The 14531-nt window shown below is 73.6% G+C and carries 13 protein-coding genes; 7 read left to right on the top strand and 6 right to left on the bottom strand.

From position 1 onward, the window contains the following. Nucleotides 1–5: 5 nt before the first annotated feature. The 5 genes from EV372_RS11205 to EV372_RS11185 all read right to left on the bottom strand — a co-directional run bounded on the left by EV372_RS11205 (nt 6) and on the right by EV372_RS11185 (nt 4649). Entirely contained in the window at nt 6–854 is an 849-nt protein-coding gene (locus EV372_RS11205) for a glycosyltransferase (RefSeq protein ID WP_130395957.1), read from the bottom strand. Between the two features lie 11 nt (nt 855–865). Further along, nucleotides 866–1222, bottom strand: a complete 357-nt coding sequence (locus EV372_RS11200; RefSeq protein WP_013156254.1) for an STAS domain-containing protein — start codon at nt 1220–1222, stop codon at nt 866–868. Nucleotides 1223–1333: 111 nt separating this feature from the next. Then, nucleotides 1334–1948, bottom strand: coding sequence for an ATP-binding protein (locus EV372_RS11195; protein ID WP_130395956.1), 615 nt, complete (start codon nt 1946–1948; stop codon nt 1334–1336). Nucleotides 1949–2072: 124 nt separating this feature from the next. Then, the gene (locus EV372_RS11190) at nt 2073–4058 is read right to left on the bottom strand and encodes a sensor histidine kinase (protein WP_130395955.1); all 1986 of its coding nucleotides are present in this window, start codon (nt 4056–4058) and stop codon (nt 2073–2075) included. 258 nt (nt 4059–4316) lie between these two features. After that, on the bottom strand, nt 4317–4649 hold the full coding sequence (locus EV372_RS11185; RefSeq protein WP_013156251.1) for a rhodanese-like domain-containing protein: 333 nt from the start codon (nt 4647–4649) through the stop codon (nt 4317–4319). A gap of 77 nt (nt 4650–4726) precedes the next feature. On the opposite strand from EV372_RS11185, the gene EV372_RS11180 reads away from it, so the two are divergent. Beyond that, nucleotides 4727–5260: an SSI family serine proteinase inhibitor gene (locus EV372_RS11180; protein ID WP_130395954.1), complete on the top strand. Its 534-nt coding sequence runs from the start codon at nt 4727–4729 to the stop codon at nt 5258–5260. A 73-nt stretch (nt 5261–5333) separates the two neighbouring features. On the opposite strand, the gene EV372_RS11175 is transcribed toward EV372_RS11180, so the two are convergent. Then, entirely contained in the window at nt 5334–5957 is a 624-nt protein-coding gene (locus EV372_RS11175) for a TenA family protein (protein ID WP_130395953.1), read from the bottom strand. A gap of 350 nt (nt 5958–6307) precedes the next feature. Here EV372_RS11175 and EV372_RS11170 point away from each other — a divergent pair, with 350 nt between their 5' ends. The 6 genes from EV372_RS11170 (at nt 6308) to EV372_RS11145 (ending at nt 14468) form a co-directional block, all read left to right on the top strand. Further along, the gene (locus tag EV372_RS11170; RefSeq protein WP_130395952.1) at nt 6308–8728 is read left to right on the top strand and encodes a beta-xylosidase/alpha-l-arabinosidase; all 2421 of its coding nucleotides are present in this window, start codon (nt 6308–6310) and stop codon (nt 8726–8728) included. 135 nt (nt 8729–8863) lie between these two features. After that, a complete protein-coding gene (locus EV372_RS11165; RefSeq protein ID WP_130395951.1) occupies nt 8864–9979 on the top strand; it encodes a Gfo/Idh/MocA family protein in 1116 nt (371 codons plus the stop codon). A gap of 76 nt (nt 9980–10055) precedes the next feature. Beyond that, nucleotides 10056–11057, top strand: coding sequence for an ABC transporter permease (locus EV372_RS11160; RefSeq protein WP_130395950.1), 1002 nt, complete (start codon nt 10056–10058; stop codon nt 11055–11057). 3 nt (nt 11058–11060) lie between these two features. After that, entirely contained in the window at nt 11061–12230 is a 1170-nt protein-coding gene (locus EV372_RS11155; protein ID WP_130395949.1) for an ABC transporter permease, read from the top strand. A gap of 5 nt (nt 12231–12235) precedes the next feature. Further along, the gene (locus tag EV372_RS11150) at nt 12236–13321 is read left to right on the top strand and encodes an ABC transporter ATP-binding protein (protein WP_130395948.1); all 1086 of its coding nucleotides are present in this window, start codon (nt 12236–12238) and stop codon (nt 13319–13321) included. Then, a complete protein-coding gene (locus EV372_RS11145; RefSeq protein WP_130395947.1) occupies nt 13311–14468 on the top strand; it encodes an ABC transporter ATP-binding protein in 1158 nt (385 codons plus the stop codon). Before EV372_RS11150 ends, EV372_RS11145 begins: the two co-directional genes overlap by 11 nt. The last annotated feature ends 63 nt before the right edge of the window (nt 14469–14531 follow it).

Here is a 14531-nt window from a genome sequence, read left to right as displayed (position 1 = left end):
TGTGGTTACTTCGGGCGGTTTCTCCAAGTCATGTGCCCGATTTTGCGGGACAGTTGCCGTCCCGCCGTGCGCGTGCGCTCGCGGGTCCGTTCCCACCCGCGCCGCACGGTCGGCCGCAGTTCGCGCACCGCCAGGGCCCGGGCCACGTCCGCGAACTGGTGGGCGCGGTGCAGCTGCGCGCGCAGGTCGGTGCCGGTGGCCCGGTGCTCCAGCGGCACCTCCACCTCCAGCACCCGGTAGCCCGCCCTCAGCACGTCGATGGTCAGGCCGGTCTCCACGCCGAAGCCGGGGGCCAGCGGCCTGGCCGCCTCGAAGGCCGCGCGCGTGAGGCAGCGCTGGCCGTTGAGGGGCTGCTCGGGCTCCCACCCGGTGGCCTTGCGGACGCCGCCGCGCGCGAGGCGCACCACGAACCCGTGGCCGCCCAGGCGCATGCGGGTCGCGGGGAAGAGGGCGATGGTCATGTCGGCCTTGCCGTCGCGGACCGGTTCGACGAGCGGCGCCGCCTCCGCGGCGGTCGCCTCCAGGTCGGCGTCCAGGAACAGCAGGTGTCGGGGGGAGCGCGGGGCCCCGTCCCCCGCCTCGTGCTCCTCGATGAGCCGGACGCCCTCCGCGCCCGTCTCCATCGCGGCCCCCTTGCCGCGGTTGCGGCTGTGCCTGATCACCCGGGCCCCGGCGTCGAGCGCGAGTTCGGCCGTGCGGTCGGTGGAGCCGTCGTCGACCACGACGACCAGGTCCACCCCGGGCAGTGCGCGGGCGGCCTCGACGGTGCTGCCCACGCGCACCGCCTCGTCCTTGGCGGCGATGACCACGGCGATCGCGGTCCCCTCGGGACCGGAGCCCTCCCCACGAAGCACGCGCGTCCCGTCTACTGGGCGGTGCCGGTTCCCGCGGCCACCGGCAACGCGTCGAGGTCGGGGTGGATGACGAACACCGCGTCGAGCCCGGTGACCTCCAGGACCTTGGTCACCGCGGGCCTCGGGGCCACGAGTTCCAGGTCGCCGTCCTTGTCGCGGGAGCGCTTCATGGCGGAGAGCAGCACGCTGATGCCGGTCGAGTCGCAGAACTCCACACGCGACATGTCGACGACCAGCCGTCGCGCCCCGTCCTCCAGGGCTCCGATGAGCTCGTCACGCAACTGGGGTGCCGTGTACAGGTCGATCTCACCGCCAACGGTTACCACCGCGACGTCTTGCTGAGACCGGCTTGATATCTTCAACTCCACAGTCGTGACTGTAGCGGCCCCACCAGCGCCGGGCCACCTCGTTGGCGGTGTTTCGCGACATCGGTGACGTTCCTCCGCCGGTGGCGGCGGCACCGCCGCGCGGGGCCTCCCTCAGAGCAGGGCGCTGCGGGCCCTGGTGTTCTCCACGACGCCCAGCCTCAGCTCGACGACGTCGGCGGCGTCCGGGTACGGGTGCGCCCCGAAACCCTCCGGGAGTCCCCGGGCCGTGTCCTCCTCCTCGGCGGCGGAGCCCTCGGCGGGGATCTCCAGGACCGCCCACACCGTGGTGGTGGTCGCGTCCATCTCGGTGCCCCAGCGGCCGGACAGGGACTGGACGATGCCCAGGCCCCGGCCGCCCAGGCCGGAGACCGAGGGCCGCGCCACCCGGGGCATGGTGCTGGATCCGCCGTCGCGGACGGCGATCTCCACCCAGCCGCACGCGCCCGACCCGCGGTCCACCTCGGCCCGCCAGGACACGCCGACGCTGTCCTCGGGGTTCTCGGGGGTGGGCAGGGGACGGGCGTGGCGGAGGGCGTTGCTGACGAGTTCGCTGAGGACGAGGGCCGCGTCGTCCACGCGCTCCTCGCTGATCCGCATGGCGCGGAGGTCGCGGCAGAGCCGCTGCCTGGCACCGGCCACGGTGGCGGGGGTGTGGGGGAGCGTGACGCTCCGCTCGACCTTGTGCGGGCTGTCCCCCGCGTCGAGTGGGGTGTGGTCTCCTGACACGTCGAAATCCCTGCGCGTTGGTGCTTTCTCGGGCCGTCCGGAACCCGCCCGATGTGTGCCAGCGAATTCCACCAGGGGTGGAAATGCCCCGTTCACCTCGGAAGGAAACCCACCGCGGGGTGAATCACGGCGTACGACTCGCACGTCGGCGCGGGGATCGCTGACGGGACAGGGGTTCAGGGGTTGGTGAGTTTTTTGTTGTTTCCTGAGACTCAGGTTGCCTGTGAAGCGGTTCGCCGCGTGGAGAGGGCCCCGGGTCCTCCCCGGGGTGCAGCGGCACGGTGAACCGCATGCGCGTCCCGCGCTCCAGGCGCTGCGCGGTGACGTCGCCGCCCTGGTCCCTGGCCAGCTGGCGCACGATGTAGAGGCCGAGCCCGAGTCCGCCGAAGCGGGACTCCTCACCGCGCACCCCGGACTGCACGAAGCGGTCGAAGATCCGCTCCTCGTCGCCCTGGCGCAGCCCCACGCCCTCGTCGTCGACCATGACCGCGACGGCGTCGCCCTCCTCCCGCGCGCTCACGCGCACGGTCCCGCCCCGGGGCGAGAACTTGAGGGCGTTGTCCAGCAGCTGGTCCATGATCATGCCCGTGGCCAGCGGGTCGCCCGCCGTGTGCGGGAGGTCGGGCAGGTCGTCCAGGGTGACGTCGTGCCGGTCGGACAGAGGGCGGAAGGCGCTGACCGCCTGCCGCAGCACCTCGGGCAGGTCGAACCGGTCGCGGCCGACCCGCATCTCGCCGCGGGCGACGTCCGAGCCCAGCTGGAGCCGGTCCACCAGCGCGGCCAGGGCCGAGGAGCGCTCCGCGATGGTGCCGACGGCCTGGTACTGCGAGTCCGGACTGAGCCGGGACCACTTGCGCAGGAGCGTGGTGGCGTAACCGTGGATGACGGTGATGGGGGTGCGCAGCTCGTGCCCGCTCGTGGCCAGGAACTCCTCCCGCTCGTCCTCCATGGCCTTCTGCGCGGTGATGTCGCGAAAGTCCACCACCCACTCGTGGGTGCGCGGGATCTGCGCCATCAGGATCTCCAGCCAGCGGCCGTCGCGGAGCTTGTGCTTGACGGGCTGGCCGTGGCAGGCGGGCAGCGGGAAGGGCGGGTGGCGCCCCTCCATCACCTCGGCCGTGTAACCGGTGAGCTCCACCGCCGACCGGTTCCACTTGCGCACCCGGCCGCCGAAGTCGAGCACGGCGATCCCGTCGGCGCTGGAGTCGGCCACGGCCTGCTCGTGGACGCGCTGGCGGTTGAGCTCCTCGTAGGCCAGCGCGTTGCCGATCGCCACCCCGGCGTGCGCGGCGAGCAGTTCGAGCAGCTCCAGCTCCACGTGCCCGACCTTGCGTTGGCTGTAGAGCGCGTACAGGGCGCCGTAGGGGCGGCCGTGCACGTTGGACACCCCCAGCGCGATGGTGTGCAGCCCGGGCAGGTCGGCCCAGACCAGGTCCTGGAGGCCGCGGGTGTCCTCGTTGGCCAGCAGCACGGACTTGCCGCTGCGCAGCAGCTCGCCGAACAGGCTGTCGTCCAGCGCCGAGCTGAACCCCTGGAGGTCCTCCGACAGCTCCGAGATGCTGACCAGCTCCACGCGGTCCTCGTTGAGCAGGACGAAGCCGCCCGCGTCCGCTCCGGTGAGCTCGGTGATGCCGCAGGAGATGCGGTCGAGCACGGTCTTGAGGCTGAGGTCGGCGTTGATGTCGACGACCACGTCGGTGAGCCGCCGCACGAGACGGGCCCGCTCCATCGCCGAGGAGCGGGCCTGCACGTCGCTGTCGGAGGGGTAGAGGTTGAGCACCCACCCGGCCACACCGCCGTCGGCGTCGGGCACCCGGTTGGTGTTGATCCGCACGTCGACGACCTCGCCGTCCCTGCGCACCCGGCGGGTGTGGATGGACAGCGGGGTTCCGGAGCGCACGTGTTCGAGCACCGCGCCGTGCTCGGCCCTCAGCTCGGCGGGGACGATCGGCAGCTCGCCCCCGAGCACCTCCTCCGCACGCCAGCCGAACAACCGCTCGGCGGCCGGGTTCCAGAGGGTGACTCGGAGTTCGCTGTCGACGCAGACCACCGCGTCCGCTGAGGCGGCCAGCACGGCTTCGGCGCTGAGGGGCGCGCGCTCGGAACTCACGACGTCATAGTGCCACCCGGAGGCGGCCCGGGGGCAGGGCTTTGCGCAATCGGAGCCAAATCGGCTCCGGTGCCGCTGGATCCGGCCGCCCGAAGGGCTCGGCCCCTGGGGGAGATTGTTCGGGCGCCCGCGGGGTTGTGGAGGTGACGGACGTGCGATCGCGAGGAACGAGCCATCGCACGGAAGACACCGAAGGTCCCCGCTCTTTGGGCGCCCGAACACGGGCCGAAGCGAGGCGGAGCCCCGAAGAGGGCACCGCTAGATCACCCGGGGCTCCACGCCGCCCTCCGCGGCCATGTCGCGCCCGGCGTGCTGCCAGGCCTGCATGCCGCCGGAGACGTTGACCGCGTCCCACCCGGCCTGGTTCATCGCCGCGACGGCCTGCGCCGAGCGGCCGCCCACGCGGCAGACGACGTAGACCCGCTGGTCGCGCGGGATCTCACCCGCGCGCTGGTTGAGCTGGCCGAGCGGGATGTGCGTCGCGTCGGGAGCGTGGCCCGCGTTCCACTCGTCGTCCTCGCGGACGTCGAGGAGGTAGGCGCCCTCGGGCACCTCGGTGGCGTTGGCCTCCGGAACACCGCTGCCGAACATGTGACCCCCTGTATCCGTGTACTCCGAAAAACGTGAGAAGCGGGGAACCCGTCGGGAACCCCCCGCGTCCGAACTGTATGGCTCAGCACAGCTTCGCGACGGCCCTGCCGGTCCGCCTCGCCGCCCTCGCCGCCCTCGGCCTGCTCCTCACGGCCTGTGGCAACGAGCCCGCCGAGGTGAACGCACCCGAGTCCGCACCCGACGGCACCAGCCCCTCCGCCTCCCCCTCCGACGCGGCCTCCCCGTCCCCGGGGGAGTCCGGCGGCGGGGAGGCCGAGACCAGCATCACCATCGAACGCACCCTCAGCGGGGACGAGGGCCTGGAGCCCGCGGAGGGCTACGAGGAGGGGGTGTGGACCCTCACCTGCTCCCCCGCGGGCGGCGACCACCCCGACCCCGAGGCGGCCTGCGCCGAGATCGAGGATGTCGGCACCGGCCCCTTCACCAGCGGCGACACCTCCGACACGATGTGCACGATGCAGGTGGGCGGCCCCGAGGTCGTCCACGTGACCGGGCACGTCGGCGGGACCGAGGTCGACACCGAGTTCAACAAGCGCAACGGCTGCGAGATCGAGCGCTTCGAGACCCTGTCCACGGTGCTCAACCCCTGACGGGGGCGCCGCCCGAGGGCGGAGCGGGGAGCCGGGCCGCGCCGCCCGGCTCCCCGTCGCGCGTGCGCGCGGTTCAGGCGGTGCGCGCGGTGTGGGGCGTGTCCCAGAAGGCGACCTCGTGGCGCATGCCCTCCAGGAAGAGGCGCTCGGCGCGCGCGGGCTCCGGGGCGGCCTCCTCCAGCATCCGTCCGTAGTGCTCGGTGAGGGTGGTGAACTCCGGGTCGGCGTAGGTGTCGACCCACCGGCGGTAGCGCGGCTCCTCCGGGCGGCTCTCGGCGAGCGCCAGCCCGAGCTGGTTGTAGCCCCACATGCACGGGTACACCGCGGCGAGCCCGTCGCGGTAGTCGGCGGCGGCGTCGAGCAGCCAGGCGGTGTAGGCCGCGCACGCCGGGCCCTTGTCCCGGGTGGTCAGGTCGGCGCCGAACTCCCCGGACAGGGAGCGGTGCAGCTCCAGTTCCTCGTTGAGGGTGCTGTGCGCGATGCCCACCAGGTCGGCGAGGTGCCCGTCGGGGGCCTGCCAGGCCAGCCGGGAGAAGGCCCGCGCGTAGTCGAGCAGGTAGAGGTGGTCCTGCTCCAGCCAGTACCGGAAGGCGCGCTCGTCCAGGTCGCCCCGGGCGATCCCGGCGACGGTCGGGTGCGCCAGCTGCTCGGCGACCAGCGGCCGCCCGATCTCATGGAGTCGTTCGAGAATTCCCACGCCCGAAGTGTCCCATCCGCCCCTTCGGGGCCTTCGGGCGGCCCGGACAGCCTGAACGGCGGGCCTCGGTCGCTTTTCCGAAAGTTTCGAGCCTCTTCGGGTTCCCCTGGATGCGCCTGACGAAACCCCTTCTCCGCAGCTCGCGGACGCTCTTTTCGGCGCCGCAGGTCACCGCTTCCCTGTGACCTATATCTCCCGCAGGGGTTGACCTGCCTACCGCGACTACGTACATTCTCCGTCAGTAAGTTTCGATATTAGTTTCGAAAGTTTCGGATCTCCATGGCGCGCGGGCCACCACCCGGACACACCACATCACCGCATCCCCACTGAGCACAGAAAGGCCCACCCACATGACCGGACCCTCGGAACACGTCGCGGACCGGGAGGCCGCCGACGACGGTTGGCGCGACCCCTCCCTCCCCGGCGCGACGCGCGTCGAGCGACTGCTGGGATCGATGACCCTGGAGGAGAAGGTCGCCCAGCTTCACGGTGTGTGGGTGAGCGCGGACGCCTCCGGCGAGGCCGTCGCACCGCACCAGCACGACCTCACGCAGGAGCCCCCCGCCTGGGAGAAGGTCATCGAGCACGGTCTCGGCCAGCTCACCCGGCCCTTCGGCACCGCCCCGGTCGACCCCGCCGCCGGCCGGGCGTCGCTGGCCCGCAGCCAGCGGGAGATCATGGCCGCCAACCGGTTCGGCATCCCGGCCCTGGCCCACGAGGAGTGCCTGGCCGGGTTCGCCGCCTGGACCGCGACGATCTACCCGGTCCCCCTGGCCTGGGGCGCCAGCTTCGACCCCGACCTGGTCGAGCGGATGGCCGCGCAGATCGGCGCGAGCATGCGCCGGGTCGGCGTCCACCAGGGCCTGGCCCCCGTGCTGGACGTGTCCCGCGACCCGCGCTGGGGCCGCACCGAGGAGACCATCGGCGAGGACCCCCACCTCGTGGCGACCGTGGGCACCGCCTACGTGCGCGGCCTCCAGTCCGCCGGGGTCGTGGCCACCCTCAAGCACTTCACGGGCTACTCGGCCTCCCGCGGCGGCCGCAACCTCGCGCCGGTCTCGATCGGCCCGCGCGAGTTCGCCGACGTCCTGCTGCCCCCCTTCGAGATGGCCGTGCGCGACGGAGGCGCCGGGTCGGTCATGTCCGCCTACAACGACAACGACGGAGTGCCCGCCGCCGCGGACACGCGCCTGCTCACCGGCCTGCTGCGGGACCAGTGGGGCTTCGAGGGCACCGTGGTGGCCGACTACTTCGGCGTCGTCTTCCTCCAGACCCTGCACCGCGTCGCCGACTCCGCCGAGCGGGCCGGCGCCCTGGCCCTGACCGCGGGCGTGGACGTCGAACTGCCCACCGTGCACTGCTACGGCGACCGGCTCACCGCCCTGGTCCGCTCGGGAGAGGTGCCCGAGGAGCTGGTCGACCGGGCCGCCCGGCGCGTGCTGACGCAGAAGTGCCGGCTGGGCCTGCTCGACGCCGGCTGGTCCCCGGAGCCCGAGGACCCCGCCGTCCCCGTGGACCTGGACCCCGCCGAACACCGCGCGCTGGCCCGCGAGCTCGCCGAGCGCTCGGTGGTCCTGCTCTCCAACACCGACGACGCGCTCCCCCTGGCCGACACCGGGGACCTGGCCCTGGTCGGCCCGCTCGCCGACACCGCCGACGCCGTGCTCGGCTGCTACTCCTTCCCCGCCCACGTGGGCAGGCGCCACCCCGGCACCGCCGTCGGCGTGGAAATCCCCACCCTGCTGGAGTCCCTGGGCGCCGAACTGCCCGGCGTCCGTATCGAGCACCGCGCCGGGTGCTCCGTGGACGGCGGCTCCACCGAAGGCTTCGCCGAGGCCGTGTCGGCGGCCGGACGCGCCCGGGTGTGCGTGGCCGTGGTGGGCGACCGCTCCGACCTGTTCGGCCGGGGCACCTCCGGCGAGGGCTGCGACGTCGAGGACCTGCGCCTGCCCGGGGTCCAGCAGGAGCTCCTGGAGGCCCTGGCCGACACCGGCACCCCCGTGGTCGCGGTGGTGGTGTCCGGACGGCCCTACGCCCTGGGCCCGGTCGCCGACCGGCTCGCCGCCGTCGTCCAGGTCTTCCTGCCCGGCGAGGAGGGCATGCCCGCGGTGGCGGGGGTGCTCTCGGGCCGGGTCAACCCCAGCGGGCGCCTGCCGGTGTCCGTGCCGCGCTCCTCCGGCGGCCAGCCCGCCACCTACCTCGGCCCCGACCTGGCCCACCGCAGCGAGGTCAGCTCGGTGGACCCGACCCCGCGCCACCCCTTCGGCCACGGCCTGTCCTACACACGGTTCGTCTGGGAGGACCCGCGCGTGGACGCGGGCGCCGTCCGCCCGGAGGAGGCCACCCGGGTGGGCACCGACGGTGAGGTCACCGTCGGCTGCACCGTCCGCAACGTCGGCGGCGCCGCCGGGACCGAGGTCGTCCAGCTCTACCTGCACGACCCCGTCGCCCAGGTGGCCAGACCGCGCAGGCAGCTGGTCGGCTACGCGCGGGTGCACCTGGAGGCCGGTGAGGCGCGGGCGGTGGACTTCTCCGTCCACGCCGACCTGGCCTCCTACACCGGTCCGGACGGGCTGCGCGTCGTGGAGCCCGGCCGCCTGGAGCTGCTGCTGTCCGCGTCCAGCGAGGACGTCCGGCACACCGTACCGGTCCTGCTCGACGGGCCCACGCGCGTCGTGGGCCACACCCGGCGCCTGGCCTGCGGGGTCCAGCTCGACCCCGTCGACCAGTCCGGCGGGGCCGAGCGGGAGGAGGCCGCCGCACACGGCTGAGCGCCGGGAGCCCGCGGCCCCGCCCGCGGCCTCCGCACGCGCCCGTTGAGCAAGCGCTTACCACCACGGCTGCGGCCTCTCCCGGCCGGGCACTCCTCCACCCCCGTACCCCCCTGACAGAGGAGACGACCACACATGAGCACCCCCTCCCCGACCGCCGGTCCGCCCGCGGGCCCGGTCCGCGTCGCTCTCGTGGGAACCGGGAACATCGCCCGCTTCCACGCGGAGGCGCTGCTGTCCCTGCCGGACCGGGCCGAGGTCGTCGCCGCCGTCGACGTCGACACCCGCGCCCTGGACGTGTTCCGCTCCCGCTTCACGGTCCCGGCCGGGTACACCGACCTGGCCGCGATGCTGGACCGGGAGCGTCCGGAACTGGTGCACGTGTGCACACCGCCCGGCCTGCACCGGTCCCAGGTGGAGGCCTGCCTGGGCGCGGGCGCCTCCGTGCTGGTGGAGAAGCCGCCGGCGCTGAGCCTGGCCGAGGCGGAGGCGATGGCGGCGGCCGAGGGGGACGGGCGCGGTCCGTGGATGGCCACGGTGTTCCAGCACCGCTTCGGCTCGGGCGCCCGCCGGGTGCGGGCGCTGTCGGAGGCCGGTGTGCTGGGGCGGCCCCTGGTGGCGTCCTGCCACACGACGTGGTTCCGGCCCCAGGAGTACTTCGACGTGCCCTGGCGCGGCAGGTGGGAGACCGAGGGCGGCGGCCCGACCATGGGGCACGGCATCCACCAGATGGACCTGCTGCTCTTCCTGCTGGGCCCGTGGACGGAGGTGTCGGCGGTCGCCCGCCGCCAGGCGCGCGACGTCGAGACCGAGGACGTCTCCCTGGCCAGGGTGGACTTCGCCAACGGGGCGGTGGCCAGCGTGGTCAACAGCCTGGTCTCCCCACAAGAGGAGAGCCGGATCCGGATCGACTTCGAACGGGCGACCGTCGAACTGGTCCACCTGTACGGCTACGGCGACGGGAACTGGCGCGTCACCCCGGCCCCGGGGTTCGAGCAGGAGGTCACGGCCGCTTGGGAGGCGGGGGAGCACGGCACCGACAGCGGGCACCGCGCGCAGATCGCCCGGGTACTGGAGGCGCTGCGCGAGGGCACCGCCCCACCCGTGTCCTCCGCCGAGTCGCTGCGGACGATGCGCCTGGTCGCCGGGGTCTACGCCTCCGCCTTCGAGGGACGGCCCGTCACCCCCGCCGACCTCGGACCGGAGTCGCCGTTCCACGCGCGCATGGACGGCGGGGCGGTCCGGTGGTGAGGCCGCGCCCGCAGGTGCGCGGCCCCGGTGACCGCCCGGACGGCCACCGCCCGCCGCCCGCGCAGAGGGGGACGCCGTGCGCCGCTACGTGATCCGCCGCCTGCTGTACATGGTCCCGACCCTGTTCGCGATCTCGCTGGTCGCGTTCCTGGTCATCCAGCTGCCCCCGGGCGACTTCCTCACCGCCTACATCGCCGAGCTGTCCGCGCAGGGGCAGGGCGTGGACAGCGCCCAGATCCGCGCCCTGGAGGAGAGGTACGGGCTCGACGAGCCCTTCCTCGTCCAGTACTGGAACTGGATCTCGGGGATCGTCCTGCAAGGCGACTTCGGCCAGTCCTTCCAGTACCACCGCGAGGTGGCCGACCTGATGTGGGACCGGATCGGCCTCACCCTGGCCCTGGCCCTGGTCACCCTGCTGCTGAGCTGGGCGATCGCCTTCCCGATCGGGGTGTACTCGGCGGTCCGCCAGTACTCGCTGGGCGACTACGCGGTGACGTTCGTCGGGTTCGTCGGCCTGGCCACGCCGAACTTCATGCTCGCGCTGATCTTCGCCTGGGTGTCCTTCCGCTACTTCGGCCAGAGCGTGGGCGGCATCGTCTCGCGCGAGTACGCCGACGCCGCCTGGAACCTGGGCAAGGTCCTGGACGTGGTGTCCAACCTGTGGATACCGGTGCTCATCATCGGCACCGCGGGCACGGCCGCGCTCGTGCGCGTGCTGCGCGCCAACCTCCTGGACGAGCTGCGCAAGCCCTACGTCACCACGGCCCGCGCCAGGGGCCTGCCCGAGTGGCGGGTCATCCTCAAGTACCCCGTGCGCATGGCGCTCAGCCCCTTCATCAGCACCATCGGCTGGATCCTGCCCACGCTCGTGGGCGGGGAGGTGATGGTCTCCATCGTGCTGAGCCTGGAGACGACCGGCCCGCTGCTGGTGGAGGCCCTGCGCAACCAGGACATGTACCTGGCCGGGAGCTTCATCCTCGTCCTCGGCGTGCTGACGGTCGTCGGCACCCTGCTGTCCGACCTGCTGCTGGCCTGGTGGGACCCGCGCATCCGCCACCACCACGTCGAGAGGGTGTGACCCATGGCAGCCCTGCCCGACCGCCCGCCGCCCCCCGAGGAGCCCCGGGACGCCACCGCCGCCGGAGCCGGGGGCCCGGCCGCCGCGGACCCCCGGGGCGAGGCGCCCCAGCGGGTGCTCGTCTGGCGGCGCTTCCGCCGCAACAAGCTGGCCGTCGCCGGCGCGCTCGTGCTGTGCGCGCTGATCCTGGTGTCGGTGTTCTCCGAGTTCGTCGCGCCCAGCACACCGGGCGCCTACAACGCCGAGCGCACCTACGCCCCGCCGCAGACGCTGCGCGTCGTGGACACCTCCGACGGGTTCGACCTGGGCATGTACGTGTACGGCTACCAGGTGGAACGCGACCCCGAGACGCTCGCCAACACCTACACCGTCGACGAGTCCGTGAAGATCCCCGTCGGCCTGTTCGTGCGCGGCGAGCCCTACGAGATGTGGGGCCTGATCCCCTCGGACGTCCACCTGATCGGCGCCAGCGACCCGGACCAGGAGGTCTACTTCCTGGGCGCCGACCGCAACGGCCGCGACATGGCCTCCCGGATCGTCTACGGCACCCGGGTGTCGATGTCCATCGGCCTGGCCGGGGTCGCGCTGTCCTTCGTCCTGGGCCTCGTGCTCGGCGGCCTGTCCGGCTACCTGGGCGGGCGCGTGGACAACGCCATCCAGCGCGTCATCGAGTTCCTGATGTCCATCCCCACGATCCCGCTGTGGATGGGCCTGTCCGCCGCCGTCCCCCGCGAGTGGGGGTCGGTGCAGACCTACGTCGCCATCACCGTGCTCCTGTCGCTCATCGGCTGGACCGACCTGGCGCGCGTGGTGCGCGGCCGGTTCCTGTCGCTGCGCCAGGAGGACTTCGTGACGGCCGCCCGACTGGACGGCTGCGGCACCGGACGGGTCATCGCCCGCCACATGCTGCCGTCCTTCACCAGCCACATCATCGCCTCGCTGACCCTGGCCGTGCCGTTCATGATCCTGGCCGAGACCTCCCTGTCCTTCCTGGGCCTGGGTCTGCAGGCGCCGGTCGTGAGCTGGGGCGTCCTCCTCCAGGAGGCGCAGAACATCCACTCCATCGCGGGCGCCCCCTGGCTGCTGCTGCCCGGGGCCGCGGTGACGGTGGCGGTGCTGGTGCTCAACTTCGTCGGCGACGGCGTCCGCGACGCCGCCGACCCGTACAGGTGAGGGAGGTGGCCGCCGTGGCGGCCCAGACCCGCGACGACGTGGTCCTGGACATCCAGGGCCTTCGGACCCACTTCACCACCGACGACGCCGTGGTGCGCGCCGTGGACGGGGTGGACCTGGCGGTCCGCCGGGGCAGCACGCTGTGCGTGGTCGGCGAGAGCGGCTGCGGCAAGAGCGCCATGGCCCGCTCGGTGCTGCGGCTGGTGGACCCGCCCGGCGAGGTGGTGGGCGGCCGGATCCTGCTGCACCCGGAACAGGGGGGCGGGCAGCCCGTGGACCTGGCCGCCCTGCACCCCACCGGCAGGGAGATCCGCGCGGTGCGCGGCCGCGAGGTGGCCATGGTCTTCCAGGAGCCCATGTCCTCGCTGTCCCTGGTGCACACCGTCGGCAACCAGATCGGCGAGTCCCTGCGCGTGCACCACCGCGTGTCCCGCCGTGAGGCCCGCGAGCGCTCCGTGGACCTGCTCGAACGCGTGCGGGTCCCCGGCGCCGGACGCGTCGCGGACTCCTACCCCTTCCAGCTCTCCGGCGGAATGCGCCAGCGGGTCATGATCGCGGCGGCCCTGGCGTGCGGGCCGCGCGTGCTCATCGCCGACGAGCCCACCACCGCTCTGGACGTGACCACCCAGGCCCAGATCCTCGACCTGTTCGCCGACCTGCGCCGCGACACCGGCATGGGCCTGCTCTTCATCACCCACGACATGGGCGTCGTCGCCGAGATCGCCGACGAGGTCGCCGTCATGTACCTGGGCACGGTGGTCGAGCAGGGGCCGGTGGACGAGATCTTCCACGACCCCCGCCACCCCTACACCCGCGCCCTGCTGGAGGCGGTCCCCCGGATCGGCGCGACCCGCTCACGCCGCCTGCCCACCATCCGGGGCGCCATCCCCGACCCCGGGAACCAGCCCACCGGCTGCGTGTTCCGCACCCGCTGCCCCGAGGCCGTGGAGGGGCTGTGCGACACCACCGTCCCCCCGGTCACCGCCCCCGGACCCGGCCGCCGGGTGCGCTGCCTCCTGGAGGGCGGCGCCCCGGCCCCCGGCGGCGCGGGCGCCGAACCGACCAGCGAGGAGACCGTCGATGCCGACTGAGACACCGGCCGCGACGCCGGACCCCGCGCCGCGCGGACCCGCGTCCGCCACCCCGGCCGAACCCGTCCTGAGCATCCGCGGCCTGCGGGTGGACTACCCCGTGCGCGGGCGCTCACGGCGCGGCCCCCGCCACGTGCGGGCCGTGGCCGGGGTGGACCTGGACGTGTACCCGGGCGAGACCCTCGGCCTGGTCGGGGAGTCCGGGTGCGGCAAGACCACCCTGGGTTCGAGCGTCATGCGGGCCCGCCCGGAGGCCTCGGGGGAGATCCGCTACCGCGCCTCCGACGGCCGCGTCCTGGAGGCCCTGTCGCTGCCCCGCGGCGACACCGCCGCCTACCGGCGGGAGGTGCGGATGGTCTTCCAGGACCCGCAGTCCTCCCTCAACCCCCGGATGACCCTGCGCGACATCGTCGGCGAGCCGCTGCGGATGCTGCTGGGGCTGCGCGGACAGGAGCTGGAGGCGCGCGTGCGCGAGGTCATGGAACGGGTGGGGCTGCACCCCGACCACCTGCGCCGCCACCCGCACGCGTTCTCCGGGGGCCAGCGCCAGCGGGTGGCCATCGCCCGCGCCCTGGTCCCGGGCCCGCGCCTGGTCGTGGCCGACGAGGCGGTCAGCGCCCTGGACACCTCCGTGCGCTCGCAGATCCTCAACCTCCTCCAGGACCTCCAGGACGACCTGGGCCTGACCTACCTGTTCGTCTCGCACGACCTGTCGGTGGTCGAGCACGTGTGCGACCGGGTCGCGGTCATGTACCTCGGCCGGATCGTGGAGGTCGCGCCCACCGACGAGCTGTTCGGGCGGCCGAGGCACCCCTACACCGAGGCGCTGATCTCCGCGGTGCCCATCCCCGACCCGCGACTGCGCGGCACCCGCGAGCGCGTCCGGCTCACCGGCGAGGTGCCCGACCCCTCGCGGCCGCCGTCCGGCTGCCCCTTCCACCCCCGGTGCCGGTACGCCACCGGTCTGTGCGCCGCCGAGGAGCCCGCGCCGCGCACCGTCGCGCCGGGCCGCACGGTGGCGTGCCACCACGCCGGGGAACTCGACCTGGCCGGGATCACCGCGGACTCCGCGCCCGGCACCGCGACCACCGGTCCCCCGGCCCGCGCGAGGCGGGAACCCCCCACGAGGCAGGAGCACGAATCATGAGACGACGAACGCCAGGCGGCGCGAGGCGGTGGCTGGGCGCCGCCGCGGGAGCGGCGGCGGTCG

Source organism: Nocardiopsis sp. CNZ308, from assembly GCF_004217075.1.
This window is presented reverse-complemented; position numbering and strand designations above follow the sequence as displayed.

Excerpts from the sequence above, each read along its gene's own strand:
- EV372_RS11185 (WP_013156251.1), bottom strand. The coding sequence starts at position 4,649 with ATGTTCGGCAGCGGTGTTCCGGAGGCCAACGCCACCGAGGTGCCCGAG.
- EV372_RS11180 (WP_130395954.1), top strand. The coding sequence starts at position 4,727 with ATGGCTCAGCACAGCTTCGCGACGGCCCTGCCGGTCCGCCTCGCCGCC.
- EV372_RS11170 (WP_130395952.1), top strand. The coding sequence starts at position 6,308 with ATGACCGGACCCTCGGAACACGTCGCGGACCGGGAGGCCGCCGACGAC.
- EV372_RS11165 (WP_130395951.1), top strand. The coding sequence starts at position 8,864 with ATGAGCACCCCCTCCCCGACCGCCGGTCCGCCCGCGGGCCCGGTCCGC.
- EV372_RS11155 (WP_130395949.1), top strand. The coding sequence starts at position 11,061 with ATGGCAGCCCTGCCCGACCGCCCGCCGCCCCCCGAGGAGCCCCGGGAC.
- EV372_RS11145 (WP_130395947.1), top strand. The coding sequence starts at position 13,311 with ATGCCGACTGAGACACCGGCCGCGACGCCGGACCCCGCGCCGCGCGGA.